The sequence below is a fragment of the Steroidobacteraceae bacterium genome (assembly GCA_041395505.1).
Taxonomy (GTDB): domain Bacteria; phylum Pseudomonadota; class Gammaproteobacteria; order Steroidobacterales; family Steroidobacteraceae; genus JAWLAG01.
Window position 1 is genome coordinate 722,370 of record JAWLAG010000001.1, and the last position, 26,920, is coordinate 749,289.

The window sequence follows — 26,920 nt, forward strand, 5'->3', positions numbered from 1 at the left end:
TGGCCGTCAGCCAGCGATGGCCTCGGCAATCGCCTGTCCCATTTGTGTCGTGCTTGCATTGCCGCCGAGGTCCGGCGTGTGCGGGCCGTTCAGCAGCACCGTACGGATCGCGGCGACGATCGCATCATGTGCGGCTCGTCCCGCGCCTTTTCCCGCGTGGAGAAAATCGAGCATCAGCGCCCCCGACCAGATCATTGCCACAGGGTTGGCGATTCCTTTGCCGGCAATGTCCGGCGCCGAGCCATGTACTGGCTCGAACAACGATGGGAACCGTCGTTCGGGGTTGAGATTCGCCGACGGTGCAAGGCCGATGGTCCCTGTGCATGCCGGGCCGAGGTCGGAGAGGATGTCGCCGAACAGATTGGTCGCGACCACGACGTCGAATCGCTGTGGCTGCAGCACGAAGCGTGCGCAAAGGATGTCGATATGCTGCTTGTCCCAGCTGACGTCCGGGAACTGCGCGGCGATCGCTGCTGCACGCTCGTCCCACCAGGGCATGCTGATGGCAATGCCGTTGCTCTTGGTGGCGACGGTCACATGCCGGCGTGGCCGGCGCATCGCTTCGTTGAAGGCATAGCGCAGTACGCGGTCGGAACCGTGGCGCGTGAAAATGGCCTGCTGCATCACCATCTCGCGATCGGTGCCCTCGAACATCCGGCCGCCGACCGAGGAATATTCGCCTTCGGTATTTTCGCGCACGATCAGCATGTCGATGTCGCCCGGACCCACACCGGCCAGCGGGCATCGCACGCCCGGAAACGTGATGGCCGGACGCAGGTTGACGTACTGGTCGAACTCGCGGCGGAACTTCAGTACCGATCCCCATAGCGAAACATGGTCAGGCACCGTCGCCGGCCAGCCGACAGCGCCGAAATAAAGCGCATCGACGCCCGCGAGCTGGTCTTTCCAGTCATCGGGCATCATCTGTCCCGTGCGCGTGAAATACGCACAGCTCGCCCAGTCGATATGCCGGTATCGAAGCGCGATGCCGAATTTCTCCGCCGCCGTATCGAGTGCCCGCAGGCCTTCGGGCATCACTTCGGTGCCGATGCCATCACCGGCGATGACGGCAATGTGGAATTTCGAGTCCATCGTATCTAAGCAGCAGCGGCGCGGACGTCGGCCTCGTCGAGGACTTCATCGAGTGTCTGTTCGAGCCGAGAGAACAGGCAGTCGAACTCGCTGGCCGAATAGCACAGGGCCGGCGCGAAACCAAGGATGTTATCGGCGAACGCACGCATGATGAGGCCATTGCGCCACGCGCTTGCAGCGATTCGCTCGCTGAGGCGCAGCGATGCTTCGAAAGGTCTGCGGGTTGCCTTGTCGGCGACCAGTTCGAGCGCGCCGAGCAGGCCGCGCTGACGCGCGTCGCCGACGAGCGGATGGCGGCGCAGCGCTTGCAGGCCTTGCGCAAAACGTGGCGCCTGCGCCTGGCCATTGGCGAGGAGTCCCCCCTCGTGATAAAGCCTGATGACTTCCAGTGCGATGGCTGCACTCACCGGGTGCGCAGAGTAGGTATAGCCGTGGCCGACGATGCCGGCCCGGGCATCGGCGATGCCGCCGTAGATGCGTTCCGACATCAAGAGCGCACCCATAGGCGCATAGCCGGCCGTGAGGCCCTTGGCGATCGTCATGAGATCGGGTTCGACGCCTTCGGCCTCGCAGGCGAACAACGGCCCGGTTCGCCCGAATCCGGTGATGACTTCGTCCACCAGCAACAGGATACCGAGCTCACGGCAGGCCGTTTGCATCGCCTTGAGCCAGCCGGGCGGCGGCACGATGACGCCGCCTGATCCCATGACGGGTTCGCAGAAGAAAGCCGCGACGTTTTCGGCGCCGAGCTCGCGCACCTTGTCATGCAAGGAGGCGACCGATGCCGCGATGAGGGCTTTCGCATCCTCCCCTGCCGGATGACGGTAAGGGTAGGGGCAGGGTATGTGGTGCTGGGTTCGAAGGGGTACGTTGAAGAAATGATGGAACGCGGGCAGCGCCGTCAGGCCGGAACCGAGCGAGGATGAGCCGTGGTAGCCGCGCTCGAGCGCAATGAAGTGCCTGCGCTCGGGTTGACCAATCGCGTTGTAATAGTAGGTGATGTAGCGAATGGCCGAGTCGATCGCATCGGAGCCGCCCTGCGTGAAGTACACGTGCCGAAGAGATGGCGGTGCGAGTTCGACGAGTCGCGCCGCGAGCCTGACCGCAACGGGCGAAGCAAAACCGAAATATGTCGTGGCATAGGGCAGCTCGCGCATCTGCGCCATGGCGGCGTCTACCACCGACTGTTGGCCGTAGCCGATGTTCACGCACCACAGGCCGGAGAAGGCGTCCAGCAATTCGCGTCCATCGCCGTCGCGAAGCCACGCGCCCCGTCCGCCGGTCAGGAGTCGTACGCCTTCTTGTTCATGGGCGCGAAAATTGACGACCGGGTGGATCAGGTGGGCGCGATCGAGTTCGGGGAGGCTGGATTTTCGCATCGCCTGACATTAGCTCAGGGCTGCGCTATGCGCGCCTGCTTTCGGCGAGGCGACACCAAACAGATTCTATTTTTTGCCTGGCCTTGGCATATTCTGCCAGACGAACCATGGTCAGATACCGTGCATGAGCAACTTCCACCCGCGCTACATTTCGTTCGATTGTTACGGCACACTGATCCGGTTTCGCATGTCCGAGCTGGCGCGCACGATTTTTGCCGATCGTATCCCCGCCGATGCCATGGAGCTGTTCTGCCGCAATTTCGCTGCCTACCGCCTGGATGAAGTACTCGGCGCCTGGAAACCGTATTCCGAGGTCATCCACAATGCTGTGCGGCGCACTTGCAAGCTCTGGAAGATCGAATTCCGCGCCGCCGAAGCACGGCAATTCTATGACGCCGTGCCCGGCTGGGGGCCACATCCGGATGTTCCGGCAGGGCTGGCGCGCGTCGCCGCGCACATACCGCTCGTGATTCTCTCGAACGCAGCGAACGAACAGATCATGCAGAACGTCAGCCAGCTGGGCGCGCCATTTCACCGCGTGTATACCGCCGAGCAGGCGCAGGCCTACAAGCCGCGTCTGCAGGCGTTCGAATACATGTTCGACCAGCTGGGCTGCTCGCCCTCGCAGATGATGCATGTGTCATCGAGCATGCGCTACGACCAGATGTCGGCCCATGACCTGGGTTTTGGTGCGCGCGTTTTTGTCGCACGCGGCCACGAGCCTGCGGTCCCGGAGTATGGGATTCAGCAGATCCGCGACATCAGCGAGCTGCCAGGAGTGCTCGGTCTCTGACCGCAGGGGCGATGAGGTTCGCCGCGTACACACTGGTTACCGCGTGCCGGACTGGCTGACATGAGCCCGCGGTGCATCACCCGCCGTGCAGCCCTGGCGCAATCGCTCGGTCTCACGGTTGCCGCGGGACTTGGCACGTTGCCGCAGGCCATCGCGGCTGTGCCGCGCCGTGGCGGGAAGGTGCGCGTTGCCAGCCTGTCAAGTTCGACGGCCGACACACTCGATCCGGCGCGCGGGGCGTTGTCGACCGACTACGCGCGGCTGTACACGATCTACAGCGGTTTGCTGGAGTACGACACGAAACTTGCGCCGCGGCCGGCGCTCGCCGAAGAGATACTGGACGAAGAGCGCACGCTTTGGACATTCAAGCTGCGCCGCGGCGTCGAATTTCACGATGGCAAGCCGTTGACGGCCGCGGATGTCGTCTATTCGTTGCTGCGGCACAAGGATCCGGCGACGGCATCGAAGATGAAAGTCGTGGCCGAGCAGTTTGCCGAGGTGCGTGCCAGCGGTCCGCTGGAAGTGCAGATACGGCTCACGGGCCCCAATGCCGATCTGCCCACGATGCTTTGTGATTCGCATTTTCTGATCATTGCCGATGGCACCACGGATTTTCGTACCGCGAATGGCACCGGGCCTTTCCGTATCAAGGAGTTCACCCCCGGCGTTCGCACGGTTGCCACGCGCAACGAGCGTTACTGGAAAAGCGGCCGGCCTTATCTGGATGAGGTGGAGATCATCGGCATTCCGGACGAGTCGGCACGCGTCAATGCCTTGCTGTCGGGGGACGTGCATATCGTCAATGCGGTCAATCCGCGTTCCACGCGCCGGATCCGCGACTCCGGCAGCCATGCCATATTGCCGACACCCTCGGGCCTTTACACCGATCTGGTGATGCGCCAGGACGCGGTGCCGACCAACAACCCCGCATTCGTGCGCGCAATGCAGTTGTTGTTCGACCGCGAACTGATACGCAAGGCGCTTTTTCGCGGATTCGGCACGATTGCCAACGATCATCCCATTCCGCCCTGGCACCCTTACTTCAACCCCGAGCTCCCGCAGCGTGGGCACGACCCCGACCGCGCCCGATGGCTCCTCGAGCGCGCCGGCCTGCTCGGCGTACGATTGCCGGTCTACGCTTCGCCGGCCGCGGAAGGTTCGGTGGATATGGCATCGGTCCTGCAGGATGCCGCCGGCAGGATTGGGCTGCGGCTTGCAGTCAATCGCGTGCCGGCAGACGGCTATTGGTCGCGCCATTGGATGAAGCACCCGATGTCCTTCGGCAATACCAATCCCAGGCCAACCGCGGACATGCTCTTCACGCAGCTGTTTCGCTCCGATGCCGAATGGAACGAGTCCGGCTGGCGCAATCGACGCTTCGATGAACTGCTGCTGTTGGCGCGCTCGGCCACCGATGAGGGGCGGCGCAAGATGCTCTACGGTGAAATGCAGCAACTCGTGCACGAACATTGCGGATTGGCTATTCCGCTTTTCATCAACCTGATCGATGCCTACGATGTTCGCGTGCAGGGTTTTGGCTCCATTGCCACTGGCGGTCTCATGGGCTATCAGTTCGCCGATCACGTATGGCTCGCGCGCTAGCCGCATGCTGCGCCTGATCGCCAGACGCATTGCGCTCGCGGCACTGACCTTGCTGGTCGTGTCCATCGTGGTGTTCTCGCTTGCCTCGCTGCTGCCGGGTGATGCCGCGGAGGAGGCGCTGGGGCAGGGGGCAACTGCCGAAACGGTCGCAGCACTGCGTCGCACGCTCGGGCTCGACCAGCCGGCGCCGCTGCGCTACGCCAACTGGTTGCGCGGCATGTTGAGCGGCAATCCAGGCCAGTCGCTTGCGAACCAGATGCCTGTTGCGGAGCTGGTCAGGGAGCGACTGCCGAATTCGCTGTTGCTGGCAGGGCTCACCGCCTTGATCGCCGTTCCGTTTGCACTGCTCATCGGCATCCTCTCGGCGATGTACCGCGGTTCCGGCCTCGATCGCGCACTCAATCTGCTGACCTTGTCGATGGTTGCGGTGCCGGAATTCCTGGTTGCCACGCTCGCTGTGCTCTTGTTCGCGGTCAACCTGCACTGGCTGCCGGCATTGTCATCGCCACCCGCGCAATTCACTGCACCGGCATTGCTTCGGGCTTTTGCATTGCCGGTAATGACGCTCTGTTTCGTGGTCGTAGCGCAGATGGCGCGCATGACGCGCGCAGCGCTCATCGATCAGCTCGACACGCCCTACGCGCAGATGGCGCGCCTCAAGGGCGCGGGCCCGGTCCGGATCGTTTTGTACCACGCTCTGCCGAACGCGCTGGGACCCATGGCCAATGCGATCGCGCTCAGCCTGTCCTACCTGATGGGCGGCGCCATCATAGTCGAAACCATTTTCAACTATCCCGGACTTGCGAGCCTCATGGTCGATGCCGTAACCAGCCGTGACATGCCACTGCTGCAAGCCTGCGCGATGATTTTCTGCGCGGGCTACCTGGCATTGGTGCTCATCGCCGATATCTGCGCGATCCTTGCCAACCCGAGGCTGCGGCGAGGATGAAGACCATTGCCCGATTGCCGTGGGCCGGCCGGATCGGCCTTGCCTCGCTCGTGTTCTGGTTGCTGGTCGCCTTGCTTGGCCCGCTGTTCGCGCCGCATCCGACCGGCGCCATCGTGGCACCCGACGTATTCCTGGGATTCACGCGGGAGTTTCCGCTCGGGAGCGACTATCTCGGGCGCGACATGCTGAGCCGCATGTTGCTGGGTGCCCGCTATACCGTGGGTCTGGCGCTTGCTGCCGCACTTTTTGCAAGCTTCGCCGGTACGACGCTCGGTGTCGTTGCGAGCGTGAGCGGGCGCAGGCTGGACGAGTGGTTGAGCCGGCTGCTGGACGCCTTGATTTCGATCCCCAGCAAGATTTTCGCGCTCGTCCTTGTGGCAGGTTTCGGCGCCTCGATTCCACTGCTGATGCTGGCCGCAGGTATCACCTACCTGCCGGGTGCGTTTCGCATTTCGCGTTCGCTGGCGGTCAATCTTAACGCCATGGAATTCGTGGCCGCGGCCCGGGCGCGGGGCGAGAACCGTTTCTACATTGCTGGTGTCGAGATCCTGCCGAACATGTGGCGGCCAATGCTGGCGGACTTCGGCCTGCGTTTCGTCTTCGTCGTGCTATTGCTGAGCGGCTTGAGTTTCCTGGGACTCGGCGTACAGCCGCCCGATGCCGATCTCGGTTCTTTGGTTCGCGAGAATATTTCCGGACTCGCGGAAGGCGCGCCGGCGATCGTCATGCCGGCCGTGGCGATCGCCAGCCTCACCATCGGCGTCAATCTCCTCATCGACTGCCTGCCCGGTCGGCTCGAGGGCGATGAACGGAGCGGCGCTTGAGCGATTTTGTCCGCGTACACGGCCTTTGTATCGACGTGCTCGCTGGTGCGCAGTCGACGCGTATCGTCAGTGATGTCGGTTTCTCGATCGCGCGGGGCGAGGTCCTCGCATTGATCGGCGAGTCGGGTTCCGGGAAAACCAGCGTCGCCCTCGCGCTGATGGGATACGCGCGCGGTAATTGCCGGATTACCTCCGGTCGGGTGCAGATCGGCGAACTCGACGTCCTTGCGCTGACTCGACGCGAATTGCAGGTGCTGCGGGGCGCCCAGGTCAGTTACGTTGCCCAGAGCGCCGCCGCGGCTTTCAATCCCTCGCGAACCATCATCGAACAGGTCATGGAACCGGCGCTATTACGCCATGCTGGCAGTCGCGTGGAGCTGCGCAAGAAGGCGATCGAGCTTTTCCGGGCGCTGGCGCTGCCGGACCCGCAGGCCATCGGTGACCGCTACCCGCACGAAGTCTCCGGCGGGCAGCTTCAGCGTGCGATGGCCGCGATGGCCCTCATCACAGATCCCTGGCTGGTCATATTCGATGAACCGACCACGGCACTCGATGTTACGACACAGGTTGAGGTCCTGCGCGCATTCAAGCGTACCATTCGCGAGAGCGGCATCACGGCGCTCTACGTGTCGCACGATCTCGCCGTCGTTGCGCAAATGGCCGATCACATCGTCGTCCTCAAGCAAGGCACCGTGCGCGAGGCGAGTCGAACCGCGCAAATACTTGCGAACCCGACCGACGACTACACCCGCGAGCTCCTGGCGGCTGCGGATCCGGCCCGGATCGAAGCGCGCATACACGGAGTTGCGTCGCGCCCGGAGCCAGCAATGCCAACGCCCCTGTTGCGTTGCCGGGGTCTCGGCGCCGGCTATCGGGACCGTCCCGTGCTCCGCGATGTCACATTCGACCTGGGCGTCCGCCAGACCGTTGGTGTCGTCGGTGAATCAGGCTCGGGAAAGTCCACGTTGGCTCGAGTCATAGCGGGTTTGTTGCCACAACAGTCAGGTTCGGTCGAGTTCGAAGGCGAAACTCTGCCTGCCGACGTCGGCGCGCGCAGTCCCGAACAGCTGCGCCGCATCCAGCTGGTGTTCCAGAACGCGGATACGTCACTGAACCCGGCACATAGCGTGCGCCGGATTCTCCTGCGGCCGCTGTTGAAATATGGCCAGCAGTCCCGCTCAGCGGCGGATGCGCAACTGCATCGGTTGCTCGATCTCGTGCGACTGCCGTCGACCGTCATCAATCGCACGACAGCCGGTTTGTCAGGTGGGCAGAAGCAGCGCGTAAGTCTCGCGCGCGCTTTGGCCGCCGAGCCGCGTCTCATACTCTGTGACGAGGTGACCGCGTCGCTCGATACGATAGTCGCCGCAGCCATGCTCGAATTGTTTGCGACGCTTCAGAAGGAGCTGCAGCTGTCCTACCTGTTCATCAGCCACGACATCTCGACGGTGCGCGCCATTTGCGATCAGGTATTGGTACTGCGCGCGGGAGCTATCGTCGAACGCGGCGCTGCGCAATCCCTGCTCGGCGCGCCGGCGCATGAATACACGCAGCTTCTTTGCGCCTCAGTGCCGCCATTGCGTCCTGGCTGGCTGGAGACCGTGCCGCTGGGCGCCGCACCTGCGGGAATTGCGTAGAGACGCTGGCCGAGGCCTGCACTAGCATTGGCGGAAGCGGTGCGGCCCAAAGCATGTTGCGCCGCCAAGCGCGGATTAACGACCCCCGTTTCCGTGGCTTCAATTGGCCCCGCCATCGGCGGGGCCTTTTTTTTTGCCGCCGCGGCGGCGCCGTCCCTGGCGCAGGCGTATCGAGCGATCCCGGGTCTAGCGCGCGGTGGCCGGACTGATGACCGTGGCAACTTCGGCAATGGAATCGACCGGAAACCCGCCGTCCTTTGCATGCACGCGAATCAGGTTCTCGTCGGGCGAGTCGTAGACGCAGTAGATCTTGTCTGCGGTTACGAAGCTTTCTATCCAGTTGATCCTGGGGCCAAGGCGCTGCAGCACCGTGCAGGATTTCTGCGCTATGGCTTGCAGCTCGGCTGCCGTCAGAGATCCTGCACCGGGCAGACTGCGTTCTATGATGTACTTTGGCATGGTGACGGTCCCTCGAAATGGGCTGGTTGAAACGCCTTGATCATGGCAATCGCGGATTGAATGCGGCGAAGACGCCGTCCGGATTGCGTTTCCACACCCAGGCGTGCAGCGTCCAGAGACCGAACTGGTTGTTGATCGCCCATTCGTCGGCATCTCCAAAGAAGCCCTCCGGCGCATCGGCCGAGAGTTCCAGTGGCACGGCGTATTCGACGGCGACCAGCTGTCGCGAGCCATCCGGGCGGTCTGCGTAGACCAGCAATTCCGGCGACTGCGGGTCGAATTCACCGTCGAGCAAATCGCTGCGCAGGTAATGGTGCCCCATCATGGGTACAAACAATCCAATATCGACATAACCGTCATGGACGGCGTTGTCGAGGTTCCGATAGCGAGCCGTGGCCTGCCGGACCGCGACCAGCTGGCCGATGGTGAGCGGATCCAGTTGGGGACAACTGCGATGCGAGGGCAGTTGATCGGATTCATGTGCGATCGATGCTGTGCATGCGAGGAGGCCCGCTGCCACCAGCCCGAGGCGAGACGAAAACAGATTCATGACGCTACTCCTGTGTTGCGGCCGATCAGGACTGATGCCGGCCTGGAGTAACGTTAGCGATCGCCATGCGGGCGATCTTCGGGACCACGTCCTATTTTTTGCCCACCGGGCTCCCGGTTTTTGGCAGCGCGATGCCCATATTGCGAGCCTGCTGGACGGCTTCACGTCGTGAGTGGGCATCGAGTTTGCCAAGGATCGAAGTCACATGATGAGTCACCGTCTTGGTCGTCAGGTACAAACGCCTGGCAATTGCAGCGTTGGTGAGGTCCTCGGCCACCAGGGCCAGGACCTGAAGTTCGCGACGCGTCAGCCGGGCGGCGTTGGCGCGGGTTGACGCTCGCGAGCCGCGGGGTACGCGCTTGGCGCCAATAGCGCGCAATCGGTGGCGGACGCGGTGAACCATCGGCTGCGCTTCCATCTCGGTGAATGTCGTGAGCGCAGCACGCAGGCTCGCCTCGTCGCCCGCATCGTAAAGGGCCATTGCCGCTTCGTACGGACAGCCGAACCCGGTCCACAGACCGTATGCCGCCAGGTGTTCACCGGCGATCTGGCGGGCATATGGGTCCGCCAGGACATCACCTTCTCCGCGCCAGGCGCCGGCGCGCCAGAGCCAGTAACTCAGTTCGCTGCGCGGCCAGGGGTTGCGGGTACGTATCGCGGCGCCGAGCCCGCGCCTGGCCTCCGCCGCAACCAATCGCAGGTTGTCATCGAGCCACGCCAATTCGGCACTCGCGATGGCTGCCGGGCAGATACGCTGTGGTTCGCGGGTCGTACCCGCGAGCGCCAGTGCTTCGCCGAGCAATACGGCCGCATCCGGCGAACCCCGGCGGGCAAGGATGCGCGCCCGGACGATGAGTGCCGGGATGCGATTGATCGAGATGTAGTCCTTGCGAGCCAATACGGTACTGGCGTCCTGCTCGGCACTTTCCCAGTCCCCGGTTTCAAATCGCGCCCGCGCCCGCCAGGCCAGCATGTAGAAGTACCAGGAATCAAGGTCCCGTTCCTCGCAGTAGCGCAGGCCTTCATCAAGCATTTTCCACGCCGCAGGATAATTGCGCACTGATACGGCATTGGTGGCGATGTTCGTATAGGCGCGCGCGGCATGCTCGTGCAAGGACCCCGCCACAGCCTCCCTGAGACTCTGATGCAACTCCTTGTCGCCTGCGTCGCTGACGCCGTCAAACTTCGCGGAACCGATGTTGTTGAGAGCGTGAATGCGTATTTCGTCGGCGCCAATTGCTTCAGCCAGATGAACCGCTCGTTCGCCCCAGCTGATTGCGGCAGCGTTCTCGTTGCAAAGCATGTGGTACTGCGACAGGTTGCTGTACGCCATGGCCAGTTCCGGACCCTTCTCGTCGAGCGCTTCCAGCATCGTCACCGCCTCGAGCCCAAACTGTTCGACCTTGGCCGAATTGCCGAGAAACCACTGCAGCCGGGACAGCCAGCGCAGTTCGTCTCCTTCGCGCAGGCGATTGTCGGCGGCGCGCCAGATTACCAACGCGGCCATGCGTGCCTCGATCGCTTCATCAATGGCGCCGATCAGGTAGCACTCGTAGGCAAGTTTGTCCTGCAGCTGTGCACGTTCGACCGATGCGAGGCTATGCGCGCTGCGCAATGCACTGCGGTAATGCGCCGCAGCCTCGCGGTGCGACGCCAGATGCGCAGCGTGTTCGGCGGCGAGCGGCGCCAGTTCGACAACAGCTGCGTCATCGCCGGCGCGTTCCGCGTGGTGCACGAGGCGCGCATGCGCGACATTTTGAAGTCGCGAGGATCTCAGTGCGCGCAGCGCCAGGGCATGCAGGCTGCGCCTGCGCTGCATCCCGAGGCTCGATTCGATGGCCTGTCGCGCCAGTTCGTGGCGAAAACTCAGTGACCCGTCGGGCAGTCGCAGCATACCGAGTTGCTGGCATTCGGTGACCGACGTTTCATCGTCGATGTCGAGCTGGCGCAACAACCAGGGTTCGGCGCGACCCGGTATGACAGAACATAGTTCTGCAACGCGCCGTGCCGTTGCCGTCAGCGGCGCAAGCCGGGCGAGAACTGCAGCGCGGATCGATGCTGGAATTTCGCCCTCGGGCGCAGCCAGGACTTCGGTCACGTAGAAGGGATTGCCACCGGTGATGCTGTGCAGTGTGTCGGCCGATCGCCCGGCTCCTTCGGCAAGAGCTGCTACCGCCGCCACGGACAGTGGCGCAAGTCGAACTCTGTGAGTCGTCGACGAGGGCAGGTCGCCAAGTACGAAATTCAGGGGATGCCGCGCGTCTACGGCATCTTCCCGGTAACTGCCGATCAGCAGGCAACGGGTGCGCTCGATTCGCCGGGCCAGGAACTTGAACACATCGAGTGACGCCTCGTCCGCCCAGTGCAGGTCCTCGACGACCAGGATCCGTACGGTCCCGTCCCGCTCGAGATCGCCCAGAATTGCATTGAGCAATGTGTCGCGCGCGGCGCCGAGCGCGAGCTCGGCAAGCATCGATCCGCCGCGCTGCCTGGCGATATCCCGCCACGGTGCCAGGGGGTGGGGCGTGAAGAGCGCATCGCAGGCGCCAATATGTGCAGGGACGCCCGCGCGGTGGATGAATTCGCGAATGAGCGATGTCTTGCCGAGGCCCGCTTCGCCGGTGATCAGCACATTTCGGCCACTTCCGGCGTGCACCTGCGCCAACCAGTCCGCCAGGCGAGCAAGCTCCGTGTCACGCTCGAGCAGCTCCTCACCACGTGCTTTCATAGACTGGAAGACCATCAGCGGCGATTGCACCCGCTCAACACTAGCAGAGGCACCGATCGGCGCAAGCTGCCATGGGCGTGGATATTGCACCTTGCCCCTGTTTGGCGTAGTAACGTTGCCAGCCAATTCGGTAAAGGGGGCGTGTCATGTACGTTCGTTGTCGCCATGGCTTGATCCTTGTCCTGGCATGTGTCGCGGTGCCCGCAATCGCGCTTGCACAGTCCGTCGCGCTCGAAGAAGTCACGGTCACCGCGGAGCGTCGTAGCTCGGATCTGCAGACCACCCCCATCGCCGTGAGCGCAATAGGCGCGACCGATCTCGAGCGCCTGCAGATAACGACCATCGACGATCTCGATGCCACCGTGCCCTCGATGACGGTCGAGAACAACGTCGCGAGCAACGCTGCCGTGACGGTCTCGCTGCGCGGCAATGCGGAGCAGAATGCCGCATTCATGTTCTCCGAGCCGGGCGTAGGGCTGTACATGGATGGTGTCTACCGCAGGCTGTCAGGTTCGAATATCGAATTGGCCGAGGTCGATCGCATAGAAGTGCTGCGCGGACCCCAGGGTACGTTGTTCGGCCGCAACACTTTGGCCGGTGCCATCAATATCGTCACGCGAGCGCCCGCCGACGAGTTCACCGGTTCAGTGCAGCTGGCCTATGGTGAATTCGACACCAGCCGCGCGCGGCTCGCTTTGAGCGGCCCTCTTGGCGAACGCCTGAGCGGAGCCCTGTCGGTGCTGCACAAGAAGCGCAGCGACGGCTGGATGACCAATCGCGTTGATGACAGCAAAGTCGGTAAAACCGATTTTCTAGGCGCTCTGGGTACTTTGCATTACCGGGGCGAGGGATACGACGCAACTTTTTCCGCCTACGGATCCAACAGTGAGTCCGATGGAGCCTACGGCTCGCCGGTCAATGTGACGACCGGTCAGCGGGTGTTCTCCGACAAGAGCGATGTCGCCGGCGCTGCCGTGTTGACTCCCGGCGGTCTGCTGAATCCATTCAACGATACCGATCAGCACGGCGCCGATCTCGTCATCACCGTTCCTCTCGGTGCGGTGACTTTCAAATCGATCACGGCCTACAGCAAGATGCAGGATGACTGGGCGGTCGACTTCACGGCCGGACAACTGGCTGCGCCGCCACCGGTCGGGCCGTTCGACGCCGTGCCCGGCACCAGCGGCTTCTTCCGCCTGGCACTTTCCGAGCAGGACCAGATTTCGCAGGAATTCAATTTCACGCAGGGCAATGAGCGCGTGTCGAGCATATTTGGCCTGTACTACTACCGCGAGAAGAGCCGGCAGACGATTCAGGACTATTTTGCCGGTGGGTTCTTCGCGGCCGTGCCCGCCGATCATCGCCTGGTGTCGAAATCCGTCGCGGCCTATGGTCAGGTCAACGTCCACATGAACAAACGCTGGACTGCCGTGATGGGCGCGCGCTACACCAGCGACAAGAAGGACTTCTCGGGTCGCAAGGCCAATTCACTGGGCGCGCCGGCCGATTTCGCGTCGGACGACAGCTTCAGTCGTTTTACCGCCAAGGCAGGCCTCGAATTCGCCATCAGTGATCGCCTGTTTTCCTACCTGACATTCAGCCAGGGCTACAAGGCCGGTTCCTACGACCCGTTCGCCAACGCCGATTTCATCGGCCAGGCGCAAAAGGCGGAGCTGGTCGATTCTCTGGAGGTCGGACTGAAGGCCGAGTTGCTCGAGCGACGCCTGCGGCTGAACACTGCCGCCTATCTGACGCGTTACAAGGATCTCGTCATTGGCATCATCACGCCGACGGGCCTGTCGAACCAGAATGCCGGCGAAAGTGAAGTGAAGGGGCTCGAGTCCGAGCTCACCTGGCTCGCGAGCGAGCGCGTACAGATCTACGGCAGCGTAACCCTGATGGACGCGAAGTGGAAGTCGCTGGCGCCGGGCGCCTTGCTCACCGGGGTTACGCTGGGTGACGCACCGCCTTTCACCTTCGACACACAGGCCACCATCGGCCTCGCCTACGATGCGCCACTCACGGCGGGAACTCTGCGTTTTGCAGCGTCCGGGCGTTACATCGATCATTATTTCCAGCAGGTCGCGCATCTGAACAATCCGCTCGATCGCGTCGATTCACGTTCCTGGCTGGACGCAAGCGTTACCTTCGCCAGCACCGATGGGCATCACAAAGTGGTGCTGAATGGCAAGAACCTGACCGACGAGCAGGGTCAGTATTCGACCCTGAACTTTTCCACCTTCCTGTTCAACAATACGGCTTCGTGGTTGCCGGGCGAACCGCGTACCTGGGAGCTGAGCTATACCTACTCATTTTAAGGAAGGGCACGCAGGTAACGAATGCGTCTGCTGAAAGTCATCGCCGTCGCGCTTGGCGTCATTGTCGCGGCACTTGCGGTGCTCGTGCTCGCGGTCTGGTTGCTGTTCGATCCGAACGATTACAAGGCGCGCATTGTTGCCGAGGTGCAGGCCGCGACGGGACGCGAACTTCGCTTGGATGGCGATGTCAGGCTTGCGGTCCTGCCGATGCTGGCGGTCGACATCGGACCTGCGAGTCTTGGCAACCCGAGGGGATTTTCCGAAAGACCATTCCTGACGCTGAAACGAGCATCATTGCATGCACGGTTGCTGCCGCTGTTGCGGGGCCAGGTGCGAGTCGGTCGAGTGGTGATCGATGGCCTCGACCTGCAACTGGAACAGGACAGGAACGGCAAAGGCAACTGGGAGGACTGGGGCGATCAGCGCGAACCTCAGCGCGCGGTTGAAGGGCAAAGCGATCACGCGGCGTCACTCGACCTCGCCGGTGTCGCGATCACAAATGGGAGAGTCAGTTTCGAGGACAAGGAGGCGAGCGAACTCAAGGCGACGATCGGCCGCGTACGTGCCGGCGCGAGCATCCCGGTGCGGCTCGAATTCATGCTGCAAAGTGGCGCGCCTGCGAAACCCGTTCCAATCCGGATGCAATTCGGGGTGACTGTCGATCTCGATCGCCAGCTGTATGCACTTGAGAGCCTTGATTTGGAGGGCAAACTACCGAATTCGGCGGCCACTCCCTGGCGGTTCACGACCGCGAAACTGGCCATGAACCTCGCGCAACAGACCCTCGATCAAGCCGAGTACGAACTGGAACTCGGGCCTGCGCAGCTCTTTGGCAATATCCAGGGCGCAAGTATCGTGGATGCACCGTTACTCGCGGGCGATTTTGAACTGCGTGCACTGGCACCCCGCAAGCTGCTGCCGGCACTTGGCCTCGCAACCCCTCTCACCCGGGACAACTCGCGACTTGCGAACCTTGCCGCCAAAGGGCGTTATCGCTGGCAGGCCGGCATCGTCGAAGGCAATGAGCTCGACCTCAAGCTCGATGACTCGACGCTTGGCGGTCGAATGTCGTTCAACACCGGGACTCATGACCTGGATTTCGCATTGACGCTCGATCGTATCGACCTCGATCTCTACCAGCCCCCGCCAACGGCGGGTGGGCAGGGGACTCCGGAGTCGGCGATCGAATTGCCGGTCGATACGCTCAAACCATTGCGCGCACGCGGCCAGTTCGACATCGGCGAGATCCGCACTGCCGGCGTGCAATTGCAGCAACTTAGCGTCGCCCTGCGCGCCACCGGCGGGCAGTTGCGGATGGCGCCCCTCAAGGCGCAACTCTATGGCGGGCGATTTGCCGGCGATATCAACTGGGACCTGCGCGGGGAGGTTCCGAAGCTCGATCTGCAGGCGAATCTGACCGGTATCGACGTTGCGAGGTTCGGCAAGGACTTTGCAAAAAGTGAACGCATCACCGGCGAGGGCGATCTGTCCGCCAGGCTCGACGCACGGGGTCGCAGCGGCGATGCGATGCTTCAAAGTCTGAACGGCACGCTGCGCGCCGACCTTCGAAACGGCGCTGTCGACGGCATCGACATCTGGTACGCGCTCGCCGAAGCCCAGTCGTTGGCCTCGAAACGTAGTCTCTCGGGAGCAAGCAACAGTCGTCGTACCGAGTTCGAACGGTTTTCCGCCTCGGCCGACCTGCGCAACGGCGTCGCCACCACCAGGGACCTGGTCGCCGATTCGAAGGAACTGCATGTAACAGGCGAGGGTGAGAGCAATCTCCTCACGAGTGCAATCGACTATCGCATCAAGGCAAGGATCTTGGCTGCGCCTGCTGGCGCGGGTGACGGCATGGGTCAGCTTGCGGGTGCGACCATTCCGGTACGGATTTCGGGCACCATGGCAGAGCCCAGGATTCGGCCCGATCTGTCAGGTATGGTGCGCGAGCGCGTGCAGGAAAAGGTCGACGAGCAGAAGCAGAAACTGCAAGAGAAAGTCAAAGAGAAATTGCAGGACAAACTGAAGAACCTGTTCGGCAATTGACGAGTCTGAACGAGCGAAATTTCAATGATTGAGGAAGGCTGATGGCATTCAAGGATCTACGGGAGTATCTGGCGTTGCTTGAGCAACGCGGACAATTGAAGCGTGTCAGCGCGCCCGTGAGTGTTTCGCGTGGGCGTTCCGAGCTCGATGCAGTCATGCGTCTGCTGCACGAACAGAATGGTCCGGCGCTCATTCTCGAGCAGCCTGCTGGGTCCAATGCGCCCGAGGTGCCACTGGTTTTCAATCCATTTGGCACACGTGAGCGCACGGCCTGGATCGTAGGTGAGTCCAGCTGGCTCGATGCCAAACGCAAGGTTGCGGATGTGCTGAACGATCCGGCTCGCTGGAAGAAGCCTGTGCTCGTCGATCGCGCGAAAGCCTCCTGCAAGGAATGGATGGTAAAAGGCGATGATATTTCGCTCGACCGTGATTTGCCGGCAGTGTGGTATGGCAAAGAAGGTCCGTCCTATGTCTGCAATGCCGTGTCGGTCTCACGCGATCCGGATTCCGGCGAGCGCAATGTTGGCTGCTACCGCTACACGCAGTTCTGGAATGCGACGCATCCGCTCGGCCAGGGCTACACGGACGAACAGATCAAGCGCCGGCTTGCGGGATTCGTCTGGTGGAATCCGCCGATGAACCATATCGGCCTGCACTTCAGCAAGGCGGCACGCAAGGGAAAACCGCTGCCCGTGGCGTTGGCCTCGATGGCCGATCCCGTCGTGCACCTGGCCGGAGCGACAGGACTTGCCTACGGGGTGGACGAATTCGAGTTTGCCGGCGGCTTGCGCGGATCGCCGGTCGAACTCGTCAAGTGCGAGACTGTCGACCTCGAAGTGCCTGCGCATGCCGAGTGGGTAATCGAGGGCGAACTCGTACCGGGTGAGCCCGCCGTGATCGGTCCGCATGGCAATCCCGGTGGCTACTATGACAAGGCGCTGTGGTTGCCGGAAATGCGCGTCAATTGCATCACGCGCCGCAAGGATCCAATGTGGTACACGACCCAGGAGATGGTGCCGCCATTCGACCACGTCTACATGGCGTTGCTGCCGGTCGAAGCAGAGGTCTTCTCGGATCTCAAGAAGAAGATTCCGGAGGTAAAGGACGTCGCGGCCTCGCCCAACCTGAGTTTCGTCGTGCAGCTATCGGTCGATGGCGCCAACAAGCCACATGCGGAGTTCGGCAAGTATGTCCTTCATGCCGTCTGGGGTTCTGCCGGCCGCTGGGGACGAACCGCGAAGATGGTCGTGGTCGTTGGACCCGATGTTGATCCTTACGACTGGAATGCCATCGAATGGGCGCTGATGACGCGCGTGCAGCCTTATTCCGACACCATCATCAATCGCTCGGCGCAAGCTTACCTGCTCGATCCCTCAGCGCCGAAATCCGAGCAGGGTGTGCCATCCATGGGCGAGCAGATAGGCATCGACGCGACCATCAAGGTGCCGGAGCGCTTCAAGGACTATCCCGAGACCGCGAACGCTGATCCGAAGCTTGTCGCCGAGCTGCGCGAGCGATTGGCGCCCTTCCTCGCCTGAGCGCAGCGTGACACCGCCGGTTGGGCCGCGTCAGAGCAGGTCGCGGCTCTTGTCCTTGCTCGAATAGGCCGGGAGCTTGCCGAGGTGCAGGCCGTCATCGACGTTCAGCGTCGTACCGGTCACTTCCGTATGATCGATCAGAAAGGCCAGGACGCTGCGTGCGATCCCGTCCGCCGTGGCAACGCGCTGCAGCGGCAGCTGGGCCGCGAGGCCAGTGATCATCGCTTCATATTGCGCGTCACCGAGCCCGGACTTGAGCCAGCGGGTCTGGATCGCTCCCGGGCAGATCGCATTCACGCGCACCTCGGGCGCCAGCGTCAAGGCGAGTGAGCGCGTCAAAAGATTGAGCGCTGCCTTGCTGGCTGCATAGGCCATTGACGACGCTATACCCGTGACGCCGCCGATCGAGGATGTGATGACTATCGCGCCTTTGGCTTGGCGCAGATGCGGCGCTGCTGCACGGATCATCTGGAAGGTGCCGACCACGTTCACGGTGTAGATGTCGAGGAAGACCTCCTTGGTGAGCGCCTCCATGTCCTCAAACGGGATGAACTTCGTCTTGCCGGCATTGTTGACAAGATAGTCGATTCGCTGCCATCTGCCGATGGCCGCTTCGACAATGCGACGGCAGTCGGCATCCTCGGCGATGTCGCCTTGTTCGATCAGCACCTCGACACCGCAGGCGCGGCAGGCACCCGCGGTCGCCTCCGCCTCCGCCCGGCTTCTCGTGTAGTTGATGACGACATTGCAACCGCGCTCGGCGAGCAGGAGTGCCGCCGCTGCGCCGACGCCGGTCGCCGAGCCCGTGACGATGGCGACTTTACCCGCTTCGGTTCGTCGGTCACTCATTTGCCCACCTCGCGCAAGACTGGTACCACCCGCTCACCGATGATTTTGAGCGCATCCATCGGATTGTCGTGCAGCCTGAGCGCCACCTCCGTCAGACCGGCCTGGCCGAACATCCGGAAGCGCTCGATCTCGCGGTCGAGGTCTGCCAGGCCGCCGGTCGATGTGAAATATTCGCACAACCGCGCGGAGATGCTCTCCGGCACGCCCTTGATTCGACCCGAGCGATCGAACCACGCCGCGACGCAATTTTCGTAGTTGGCGCGTACCAGCGCCACTTCCTCGGCATCGAGTACATGTGCGAGGAGTTCGGGATCGAGCTTGCGCGCGCGCCAGGCGAGTTCACGACGTGACTCGCGAAATGCTTCGTCGCGATCGTGTTTCAGGTGCCAGGCCCAGAAAGTATTGACTCGCAGCGACGCCATGCCGGCTTCGCGCTTCGCCGCGCCCTCGCGCACGGCTGCCATGGCTTGCGCCATTTCCTCGGGCGTCGTGCAGCCGACATATACACCGTCTGCCACCCGCGCCAGCATGCGCATCATCTGCGCCCGGTAGGCCGTGCCATAGACCAGCGGCGGATGGGCCCTGATCCAGTCAAAGGCGCAGGGAAAATTGACGACGAAGTCCTCTCCCCTGTAACCCTGCTGCAGGCTGCCCCGGCCTGCGCCACGCACGATCTCGATGGATTCGCGAACGGCACGGATGATTTTCGGAGGGCGCGTCAGCCCCATGGCGTCGATGTTGCCTTCGCCCGCGCCCATGGCGACGACGGCCCGGCCATCCGTCATTTCGTTCAGCGTGAGGAGCGCGTTCGCGATCTTGAGCGGATGCATTTCGAAGGGGCTCACAGCGAGCGGACCCATCAGCAGCCTCTCCGTTGCCGCGGCGAGTGGCGCGAGCGACAGGAAGCCGTCCCAATGCGCGAAATAATTGGAGGACCAGAGCGCGCGGATGCCGTATCGCTCCGCGACCTGGCCCAGTTCCAGCATCTGCCTCGGGGTCAGATTGGGTTCAAGGATGATGTCGATGTCCATGCGTCATCTACTCACGTCTGCAGGAAGGCGCCACAGCGCCCACGGGCATCATTGTCGGACACCCTCGGCGCGTTGCAAACCTGCTCGGCGGCCGTGTCCGAAAACGACAACGCCGGATGCACTGCGATCAGTGCACCCGGCGTTCCGGGCCTGGTTGGTGCGAGGCGGGCTGCAGCCGGTGGTGCCCGCCTCAGCCCGTTACAGGGGCGTCAGAACTTGTAGCCGATCTTCACGCCATAGGTGCGCAGTTCCGGCAGCGCCAGGTTCACATAGCCCGCACCACCCGCGGTCAGCGAGAAGTCCGGTGTCAGGAGTGAATTGCTGAATGCCGAAACATAGCCGTCGTCGTCGAACAGGTTCTGCACGTAGGCGTCGACCGACAGCGGTCCGCGCTTGATCCCCGCACGCAGATTGACCTGGGTGCGCGGCCGGATCCAGGTGATGTTGCTGGCGTCGATGAACTGCTTGTCCTTGTACGAAACGTCGGCACGCGCGAACCAGCTGCCGTCGCTCCATGCGGCAACGTCGCTGTCATACTGCACGCCCACATTGGCCGAGATTTTCGGGGCGAGCGGCATCTTGTGGCCTTCGAAGTCCGCACCTACCTGTCCGGTCAGGCCGGAAACCAGCGGGTCCTCGAAGGACTGGATGTCGCTGTTGTTCATTGCGGCCGCAAACTGTACCGTCACGTGGTCGCTCGCTTTCGCGAGCATGTCGAGCTCGATGCCATCGGCGATGACCTCGCCAGTATTGGCGACGCCCGAGACAATCTGCGGAACTCCATTGCCGTCGACGACGAAACCCGTACGTGAATTCTGCTGATCGGCCCACTTCGCGCGATATATAGCAAGCGCCGCGCTGATACGGCCGTCGGCGAACTTGCCCTTGAGGCCGAGTTCCACGTTGGTGATCTTCTCGGGTTCCATGTAGACGCTGAGGCCAAGCCTCGCCGCCTCGGCAAGAACCTCAGGCGAACCGAGCACCAGGAAGTTCGTGTTGAAAGAAAGCAAGGGTACGTTGACGCCTTTCGACCAGGAGACATAGCCCATCAGGTCGTCATGGAACTGGTAGTCGACGATGAACCGTGGCAGGAAATTGTCGAAGGTGCGCGATACCAGCGGTGAGAAAGGCGCGTAGGAGCCGGCAGGCACGCCATATTGCGCTTCGGCAGCCGCCGATACGTTGAGGGTGGTGGCACCTGTGTAGCTCTCGACCTCGTCGCGCTGCTGGCGCCCCTCGAAACTCAGCGTCAGCTTGTCGCTCACGTCGAAGCTTGCGCCGAAGAAGACGCTGTTGGTCTTTGCCTTGGGAGGCGCGGTGACGCTGGTCGCGCCGCGCGCCGCGATCGGCACGCCAACTGTAATCTCATTGAAGAGGTTGACGAGATCGCTCCAGGCCGAGGTCTTGAGATAGCTGTAACCGATGAGGCCACTGAACGGGCCATCGCGGTCGAAGGACAGACGCAGTTCCTGCGAGAAGTCGCGTTCCTCGCGCTCGACCAGGAAGGGGAAGCTCCAGAACGTCGTCGTGCCATTCGGGAATGGATTGTTGATTCCGCTGCCGTCCCAGTTGTCGAGGTCATCGACTTCGCTGACGAAATACTCGTTGAGACCCGTGAGCGAGGAGAGCGTGAATCCGCTGTCGCCGATCTGCCAGTCTACGGTCAGGTGAGCGTGCCTGAATTCACCGACCAGCCCGTAGCCCTTGACGCCATCGGAGGCGGAAATGATCCGGCGGCCGCCGCTCGCGAGACTCGCCGACAGGGCCGCGGTATTCGCCGAGTTCTGGCCGGGACCGAATCCCGCGGGTAGCAGAGGCACCGCGCCACAGATCCACGGACGGCTGCCGTTTGGCGTGCAATTGGCGAGGCTCGGCACGATGACCGTACCGGCTGTCGAACCCGTGTTGAACGGAATGTTGAGCGCGCCATTGTTGTTGCGCAGCTCGAAAGCCGAGGCCATGGCCTCGGGGCTCGGGCCGTCATCGTCCTTCGACAACATGCCGAAGAGCTTGATGTTGAGTTTTTCCGTCGGTTTGGCCGTCAAGGTCAGGCTGAAGACATCCGAGGACTGGTCGCCGAGCGTCTGGCCGGGCACCGCCAGATTGTCATAGGAACCGTCCTTCTCCCAGCTGCGTGCCGTCAGCCGAAAACCGAACATGTCGGAGAACAACGGCCCCTCGATGGAGCCTTCGAAATCGTGGCTGCTGCGTGAACCGGCGCTGATGCTGACGTCGCCGCCGAACTCGCTGCCCGGTTCCTTGGTGACGACATTGATCGCGCCGGCAAATGCGTTGCGGCCGAAATACGCGCTTTGAGGTCCCTTCAGGATCTCGACACGGGCCGGGCTGTTTACGCTGTTGACGGCGTTTGCGGACGAGACTGGCACGCCGTCGATAAAGGTCGCGGTGAGCGTGGACGTGGTGCGCGAGGGTGTCATACCGCGCAAACTGATCTGCTGGAAGGATCTGTCGTTGCGACCGGAATTCACGCTCGTGATCTGGAATCCTGGCGTATTGTTGGCGAGATCGGTCAGCGACACGATGCCGCGCACGTCGATGTCCTCGCCGCTCATCACCGACACGGCCAGTGGCGTCTGCAGGAGATCTTCCGATTTCTTGCGCGCCGTGACGACGACCTCTTCGAGGCCCTCGTTCTGGGCCAACACAACCAAAGGCTGTGTGGCGAGCGATACAAGAGCCAGAGTGAGCAGACGAATATTCATTTGTGATGCCATGAGGCCAACCCCCCTTGAAAGTTCCCCGGGTCGTTATAGAAGAATGGTGGAGCGACGATAGCAAAGTGGCCGCAGGTGACCATTCCAATAATGAAACGAACCGGGTCGGGGCCCAGCGCAGCTGTTGCTCAAAAAATACGCCTGCCCCGGATATCGATGCCTCAATCCGGCAGGTGGGCGCGGCTCATGGTCGGGTAAGCCAGCGCGCCAGGCTCTCGACCTGGGATGGCGTCAGTCCGTTGGCATGGCTTTGCATCGTTCCGGTGGTGAGCTTGGCAATGATTTCATCGGCCGAGTGCCGAGCGAGCCGGGCACGCGGCGGAACGTCGGGCCGCTCCTGGTCGTGGCAGGCCGCGCAATGGGTTACGTACAGGCCCGCGGCATCGTCGCGCGTTCCGGGGGCGGCCGGCTGATACGAGCTGCCCCGCGTCGTCGTCCCCTCGCCCTCGGATCGGGGTCGGTGCGCGTTCGCCGCGCTCCGCCCTGCGCCCAGGCCAAACACCTGTATACGATCGGTGCCGACGAAAACCATGCCGTTTGCGACCACGGGTTCGTTGTACTTGCCGCCGGGTGAGAGCAGACCGGCGGGGCTGCGCCACAGAAGTTCAAGCTTGTCCGCATCGATCGCATACAAAACGGGTTGCGGCGCGTCTTCGCCGTAAAGCGACGCCGAGCGCGGCTTGTTGACATCCAGCACCCAGACGATGCCGTCGTGTCCATGGTGACTGCTGATGACCGCCGAGCCCGGGTTTTGAAACACGAGCTCCGGCTGCACGGCATCGATTCGCAGGTAGGCGGGCTGCATCGCATGCGCGACGATTTCGAGGCGCGCAAGCGAAGGTGGCACGCTGATTCCCGAGTCCTCTGCGGCCTTGGTAGTGCCGGTCATGTAGACGAAATGCCTGCCATTTGCAGCGCGGAAATAGGCCGCGGTGGAGCGGCTCTTGGCGAGATCGCCCATGCCAAAACGATCGCTGTAGGGACCGAATACATTGAGTGGTCCTCGCACGCCATGGCTTGGCTGCACATCGGGCGCGAGCAGCGAGCCGTCCTGGTCGGCAGCGTGTCGCAGATCCGCCGCGCAGGGCTGGCGTTTGACCAGGTTGCCTGGCATGTGGCGGCGGTCGAGCAGATAGGCATTGCCCTGCTTGCTGCCACCCAGCACCAGGAGGTGCGGCGTTTGCGATTCGCTCCCCGCCAGGTCCACCACGATCGGAGTGCCGCTGCCGAGATCGAGGTCCTGGCCGCCGGCCTGGCAATAGTTGAACGGCGTGTATGTGCCTGCAAGACGCAGCCGGCCCGCGCTGTCGACGCCGAGCCGCAGGATCGACTGCCCCCAGTTTCCGGCGCTGTCCGGGTACACACCCGAGTGACCCATGCCCGCAAGCGCGTTCAGTACGCTGCTGCCGCTCGCCACATGCACGTATCCGTCGGAGTCGATCGCAACGCCACCCGATGCCCACAGCCCGCCTACGCCTTCCTCGGTGCGCGCGGTAACCGAAAACGCAGCCGCGATGCGCGCGCCGCGCGTATCGATCGATAACAACCAGCCACTGACCGGTTCGCCGCCGAAGGGTATGAACAGCCAGCGGCCATCCGCGCTCAGGTTCAATGCTCCGCGCTGGAGCATGGCGACGCCGGATGGAAACCGATTCGCGCCATTGGCGTTGACGCCTTCGACATTGACCTGTTCGGCGGACAATGCGAGCGGCCAGCCCGGTAACGGTTCGCCGGTCGCGAGATCGAGTGCATGGGCAACCCAGGCGCGGGTCTGGTCACAACCAACGACATAGATAATGCGACGATTGCGATCGATCACGGGCGTCGAGAGGATGCCGCGTGTGCCGTTGCCGCAGGGTGCATCCACGATACGTCGTTGCCAGAGGGTCGTACCCCGCGCATGCCCAGGGGTAGCCGACGCGTTGATGGCGGCAACGTAACCTGTCGTGCTCGCCGCATACACCACGTCGTGGCGGCCACGCTGGTGACGAGAGCCATCCAGTTCGAGGCCCGTCACATAAAGCGGCGATGCAAACAGGCGAGGCGGCATGCCGAGCGCGCCCGCGAGCGGATCGGACTCGAAGATGAGGCCGAAGTCACCGGAGCGGATGCGCTCGGGAGTGAGCCTGCGCTCGGCGTCGTACCAGCCGCTGCGCTGCGCATTGCCATGATAAGTGAGATTTTGTGCATCGCCTCGAGCATTGTCTGCCGGCAATGTGCCTGTTGCGACCAGAGACAGCATCGCCGCGAGGCAGCGCATGATGCTCGCGGGGCGCGTCAAACGTCGCCGCTCGCGCCATGGGCCGCCTGGTCACGCAGATACTCGGCCATCAGTCGGCTGGCCAGATCCAGAATGCGATCTTCATCGCGGCGCAGCGCAGCGACGGGTGCGCCGAGCGCCAGCGCCCCTATGCGCAGCGGCGAGGTGGTCACCGGGATGGGCCAGGCGAGCATCCCCCAGCCGTCGGCCCGCAGATTGTATCCAGCGACGAATCCGCGGCTGCGGACATCGCGCAGCGCCTGCTCGACCTCGGCTATTCCATTGAATCGTCGGCCGAGTCCGACCCGGCGTCGCCGGCATTGGGTGACGAGCGCACGCACCTGATCGCGCTTGTATTGCGAGGCGATCGCAAGGCCCGGTGTCGAGAACGGCATGGCGATTTCGCCGGGAGCGACCGAGGTCAGGCCGCGGATCTCGCCGAGCAACAGTGCGGCGAGCCTTACATGCACGCCGCTGCGTACCCACACCGAAACCGTATCACCGGTCTCGGAACGCAGTGAGCTCATCAGCCTGCGCAGCGGCGGTGACCGACAGCCCGCGTCAGCAAGGCGCTCGCCGAGTTCTGCAAGCCGTGCCCCGACGCCATAGCTTGCGTGGGACTGCGAGTACTCGACGTAGCCCAGACCGGCGAGCTTCTGCAGCAGGCGATACATGCTCGCCGCCGGTACACCCAGGCGCACGGCGAGGTCATTGTTCGACAGCGGTCCGGCTGCAACACTGAGTTCCTCGAGCACGGCCAGCACACGCCCGACAGCACGCGATCGCTCGCTCGCTGCGGACTCGAAACCTGCGCCGCGCTGGACGCTTCTGTCAGGGGCCATGTAATCCGTTCAGTTCGCTTGACGAGGCTCGGGCATCATCCGCTATGTGGCCGCGGGTGGTAAAGTCGCGCCACGCTCGCCCATTCGGTTCAACAGTGAAATTCTCGCGTCTTCGCCGTCTGGCGGATCATTACCATGGCGGTGAAGCCAGCAATCGAGGCCTGCAGCTATGCGCGTACTGGATGTCGATACACACGTCGTCGAATCGGAAAGGGTATGGGACCTGCTTGCCCGGAGCGAGGAGGAGTTTCGGCCCGCCATCCTGCGCAAGGAGCGCGGCGCCGCCGTCAACGCCCATTTCGCAGGCCCCAAGGCCAAAGAGTTCTGGGTCATCGACAACCGGCTCTACGGCAAGCACGACATCGAACTGATCAGCGGGGCAGGGCGGGGCGAGATTTCTGCAGGTGCCATCACTTTGCAGGATGTCCCTGCGCGACTCGCCGAGATGGATCGCCAGCAGGTCGATGTGCAGGTCGTTTTCTCGAGCCTATTCCTCAATATCCGCTGCGATCGGGCGAATGCGGAACTCGCATTGACGCGCGCCTACAATCGCTGGATTGCGGCAGCCTGCGCCCAGAGCGGCGGGCGCTTGCGCTGGATCTTCGTGCCATCGCTCAAGAACATCGATGCGACCCTGCGTGACATGCGGCAAGCCGCCACGGACGGCGCCGTCGGCGTGTTGTTTCGCGGCTTCGAAGGTGATCGCTACATCGATCATCCAGATTTCGAACCCGTGTTCGCAACGGCCGTGGACCTTAACTGGCCAATATGTGTGCACATCGGTCATGGTAGTCCTGCCATAGAGTCGCTGGCGCAGCGCGATGGCGCACGCTTCAATCGTTTCATCTCCGACAGCCCGAACTACTTTGCTTTCTCGACGCTGCTCAACAGTACCTTGCCAGCCAAATATCCCGCGCTCAGGTTCGGTTTTTTCGAATCGGGGTGCAGCTGGGTACCGGCGGCGGTGCAGACCGCGATGCACGTGCGCCTGCCCCCTTCCGAGTTGATGGCGCTCGTCAAAGAGAAGCTCACCGCCCACAACTTCTGGCTGACCTGCGAATTGCACGAGGATCTGCCCCATCTCATGCGCTATATGGGCGATGATCGGCTGATGCTTGCGAGCGATTACGGACATCCGGGCGACGTCGCCGACACCATCTACTTCCGGCAGAAGTTGGCCGACCGCGGTGACATCGACCCGGCGCTGCAGGAACGTCTGGTCACGGACAACGGTCACGGCCTGTTCAGGATCTGAGTTGCGCGAGCACCTGCCTGATCGCTGCGGGCA

The 26,920-nt window shown here is 62.8% G+C and carries 19 protein-coding genes; 9 read left to right on the forward strand and 10 right to left on the reverse strand.

The genetic code is table 11. The features are described from left to right. Nucleotides 1-6 precede the first annotated feature (6 nt). Nucleotides 7-1,092, reverse strand: a complete 1,086-nt coding sequence (locus R3E77_03340) for a tartrate dehydrogenase (GenBank protein ID MEZ5498448.1) — start codon at nucleotides 1,090-1,092, stop codon at nucleotides 7-9. A gap of 5 nt (nucleotides 1,093-1,097) precedes the next feature. Then, on the reverse strand, nucleotides 1,098-2,471 hold the full coding sequence (locus R3E77_03345) for an aminotransferase class III-fold pyridoxal phosphate-dependent enzyme (protein ID MEZ5498449.1): 1,374 nt from the start codon (nucleotides 2,469-2,471) through the stop codon (nucleotides 1,098-1,100). Nucleotides 2,472-2,595: 124 nt separating this feature from the next. Between R3E77_03345 and R3E77_03350 the strand changes: the two genes are divergently transcribed. The 5 genes from R3E77_03350 to R3E77_03370 are packed head-to-tail and all read left to right on the forward strand — an operon-like array spanning nucleotide 2,596 to nucleotide 8,276. Next, nucleotides 2,596-3,264, forward strand: coding sequence for a haloacid dehalogenase type II (locus R3E77_03350; protein MEZ5498450.1), 669 nt, complete (start codon nucleotides 2,596-2,598; stop codon nucleotides 3,262-3,264). Nucleotides 3,265-3,324: 60 nt separating this feature from the next. Beyond that, entirely contained in the window at nucleotides 3,325-4,866 is a 1,542-nt protein-coding gene (locus R3E77_03355) for an ABC transporter substrate-binding protein (GenBank protein MEZ5498451.1), read from the forward strand. A gap of 4 nt (nucleotides 4,867-4,870) precedes the next feature. Next, entirely contained in the window at nucleotides 4,871-5,815 is a 945-nt protein-coding gene (locus R3E77_03360) for an ABC transporter permease (protein ID MEZ5498452.1), read from the forward strand. Beyond that, the gene (locus R3E77_03365; GenBank protein ID MEZ5498453.1) at nucleotides 5,812-6,639 is read left to right on the forward strand and encodes an ABC transporter permease; all 828 of its coding nucleotides are present in this window, start codon (nucleotides 5,812-5,814) and stop codon (nucleotides 6,637-6,639) included. The genes R3E77_03360 and R3E77_03365 overlap by 4 nt, the downstream gene beginning before the upstream one ends. Beyond that, nucleotides 6,636-8,276 carry an ABC transporter ATP-binding protein gene (locus tag R3E77_03370; protein MEZ5498454.1) on the forward strand — a complete coding sequence of 547 codons (1,641 nt, stop codon included), beginning with the start codon at nucleotides 6,636-6,638 and terminating at the stop codon, nucleotides 8,274-8,276. The genes R3E77_03365 and R3E77_03370 overlap by 4 nt, the downstream gene beginning before the upstream one ends. 186 nt (nucleotides 8,277-8,462) lie before the next feature. Here the strand turns inward: R3E77_03370 and R3E77_03375 are convergent, their stop codons facing one another. The 3 genes from R3E77_03375 to R3E77_03385 form a co-directional block, all read right to left on the reverse strand. Further along, a complete protein-coding gene (locus R3E77_03375; GenBank protein ID MEZ5498455.1) occupies nucleotides 8,463-8,735 on the reverse strand; it encodes a DUF4242 domain-containing protein in 273 nt (90 codons plus the stop codon). 40 nt (nucleotides 8,736-8,775) lie between these two features. After that, nucleotides 8,776-9,285 carry a hypothetical protein gene (locus R3E77_03380; GenBank protein ID MEZ5498456.1) on the reverse strand — a complete coding sequence of 170 codons (510 nt, stop codon included), beginning with the start codon at nucleotides 9,283-9,285 and terminating at the stop codon, nucleotides 8,776-8,778. A gap of 91 nt (nucleotides 9,286-9,376) precedes the next feature. Beyond that, nucleotides 9,377-12,013, reverse strand: a complete 2,637-nt coding sequence (locus R3E77_03385) for an AAA family ATPase (protein MEZ5498457.1) — start codon at nucleotides 12,011-12,013, stop codon at nucleotides 9,377-9,379. 146 nt (nucleotides 12,014-12,159) lie between these two features. Here R3E77_03385 and R3E77_03390 point away from each other — a divergent pair, with 146 nt between their 5' ends. From R3E77_03390 to R3E77_03400, 3 genes are read left to right on the forward strand one after another with little or no spacing between them, the layout of a single operon-like run. Beyond that, nucleotides 12,160-14,331 carry a TonB-dependent receptor gene (locus tag R3E77_03390; GenBank protein ID MEZ5498458.1) on the forward strand — a complete coding sequence of 724 codons (2,172 nt, stop codon included), beginning with the start codon at nucleotides 12,160-12,162 and terminating at the stop codon, nucleotides 14,329-14,331. 21 nt (nucleotides 14,332-14,352) lie between these two features. After that, nucleotides 14,353-16,377: an AsmA family protein gene (locus tag R3E77_03395; GenBank protein ID MEZ5498459.1), complete on the forward strand. Its 2,025-nt coding sequence runs from the start codon at nucleotides 14,353-14,355 to the stop codon at nucleotides 16,375-16,377. A gap of 41 nt (nucleotides 16,378-16,418) precedes the next feature. Beyond that, on the forward strand, nucleotides 16,419-17,915 hold the full coding sequence (locus R3E77_03400; protein ID MEZ5498460.1) for a UbiD family decarboxylase: 1,497 nt from the start codon (nucleotides 16,419-16,421) through the stop codon (nucleotides 17,913-17,915). A gap of 30 nt (nucleotides 17,916-17,945) precedes the next feature. Here the strand turns inward: R3E77_03400 and R3E77_03405 are convergent, their stop codons facing one another. The 5 genes from R3E77_03405 to R3E77_03425 form a co-directional block, all read right to left on the reverse strand. Continuing rightward, on the reverse strand, nucleotides 17,946-18,764 hold the full coding sequence (locus R3E77_03405) for an SDR family oxidoreductase (GenBank protein MEZ5498461.1): 819 nt from the start codon (nucleotides 18,762-18,764) through the stop codon (nucleotides 17,946-17,948). After that, nucleotides 18,761-19,795 (reverse strand): LLM class flavin-dependent oxidoreductase, encoded by a 1,035-nt coding sequence (locus tag R3E77_03410; protein MEZ5498462.1) that lies wholly within the window; start codon nucleotides 19,793-19,795, stop codon nucleotides 18,761-18,763. Before R3E77_03410 ends, R3E77_03405 begins: the two co-directional genes overlap by 4 nt. Nucleotides 19,796-20,004: 209 nt before the next feature. After that, a complete protein-coding gene (locus R3E77_03415) occupies nucleotides 20,005-22,518 on the reverse strand; it encodes a TonB-dependent receptor (GenBank protein MEZ5498463.1) in 2,514 nt (837 codons plus the stop codon). Between the two features lie 196 nt (nucleotides 22,519-22,714). Continuing rightward, nucleotides 22,715-24,790, reverse strand: a complete 2,076-nt coding sequence (locus R3E77_03420; GenBank protein ID MEZ5498464.1) for a cytochrome c — start codon at nucleotides 24,788-24,790, stop codon at nucleotides 22,715-22,717. 17 nt (nucleotides 24,791-24,807) lie between these two features. After that, nucleotides 24,808-25,632: a helix-turn-helix domain-containing protein gene (locus R3E77_03425; protein MEZ5498465.1), complete on the reverse strand. Its 825-nt coding sequence runs from the start codon at nucleotides 25,630-25,632 to the stop codon at nucleotides 24,808-24,810. A gap of 169 nt (nucleotides 25,633-25,801) precedes the next feature. Between R3E77_03425 and R3E77_03430 the strand changes: the two genes are divergently transcribed. Beyond that, entirely contained in the window at nucleotides 25,802-26,887 is a 1,086-nt protein-coding gene (locus tag R3E77_03430; protein ID MEZ5498466.1) for an amidohydrolase family protein, read from the forward strand. The last annotated feature ends 33 nt before the right edge of the window (nucleotides 26,888-26,920 follow it).

Excerpts from the sequence above, each read along its gene's own strand:
- R3E77_03425 (MEZ5498465.1), bottom strand. The coding sequence starts at position 25,632 with ATGGCCCCTGACAGAAGCGTCCAGCGCGGCGCAGGTTTCGAGTCCGCA.
- R3E77_03375 (MEZ5498455.1), bottom strand. The coding sequence starts at position 8,735 with ATGCCAAAGTACATCATAGAACGCAGTCTGCCCGGTGCAGGATCTCTG.
- R3E77_03415 (MEZ5498463.1), bottom strand. The coding sequence starts at position 22,518 with ATGAATATTCGTCTGCTCACTCTGGCTCTTGTATCGCTCGCCACACAG.
- R3E77_03400 (MEZ5498460.1), top strand. The coding sequence starts at position 16,419 with ATGGCATTCAAGGATCTACGGGAGTATCTGGCGTTGCTTGAGCAACGC.
- R3E77_03430 (MEZ5498466.1), top strand. The coding sequence starts at position 25,802 with ATGCGCGTACTGGATGTCGATACACACGTCGTCGAATCGGAAAGGGTA.
- R3E77_03390 (MEZ5498458.1), top strand. The coding sequence starts at position 12,160 with ATGTACGTTCGTTGTCGCCATGGCTTGATCCTTGTCCTGGCATGTGTC.
- R3E77_03395 (MEZ5498459.1), top strand. The coding sequence starts at position 14,353 with ATGCGTCTGCTGAAAGTCATCGCCGTCGCGCTTGGCGTCATTGTCGCG.
- R3E77_03345 (MEZ5498449.1), bottom strand. The coding sequence starts at position 2,471 with ATGCGAAAATCCAGCCTCCCCGAACTCGATCGCGCCCACCTGATCCAC.
- R3E77_03350 (MEZ5498450.1), top strand. The coding sequence starts at position 2,596 with ATGAGCAACTTCCACCCGCGCTACATTTCGTTCGATTGTTACGGCACA.
- R3E77_03360 (MEZ5498452.1), top strand. The coding sequence starts at position 4,871 with ATGCTGCGCCTGATCGCCAGACGCATTGCGCTCGCGGCACTGACCTTG.
- R3E77_03340 (MEZ5498448.1), bottom strand. The coding sequence starts at position 1,092 with ATGGACTCGAAATTCCACATTGCCGTCATCGCCGGTGATGGCATCGGC.
- R3E77_03355 (MEZ5498451.1), top strand. The coding sequence starts at position 3,325 with ATGAGCCCGCGGTGCATCACCCGCCGTGCAGCCCTGGCGCAATCGCTC.
- R3E77_03410 (MEZ5498462.1), bottom strand. The coding sequence starts at position 19,795 with ATGGACATCGACATCATCCTTGAACCCAATCTGACCCCGAGGCAGATG.
- R3E77_03365 (MEZ5498453.1), top strand. The coding sequence starts at position 5,812 with ATGAAGACCATTGCCCGATTGCCGTGGGCCGGCCGGATCGGCCTTGCC.
- R3E77_03380 (MEZ5498456.1), bottom strand. The coding sequence starts at position 9,285 with ATGAATCTGTTTTCGTCTCGCCTCGGGCTGGTGGCAGCGGGCCTCCTC.
- R3E77_03385 (MEZ5498457.1), bottom strand. The coding sequence starts at position 12,013 with ATGAAAGCACGTGGTGAGGAGCTGCTCGAGCGTGACACGGAGCTTGCT.
- R3E77_03405 (MEZ5498461.1), bottom strand. The coding sequence starts at position 18,764 with ATGAGTGACCGACGAACCGAAGCGGGTAAAGTCGCCATCGTCACGGGC.
- R3E77_03420 (MEZ5498464.1), bottom strand. The coding sequence starts at position 24,790 with ATGCGCTGCCTCGCGGCGATGCTGTCTCTGGTCGCAACAGGCACATTG.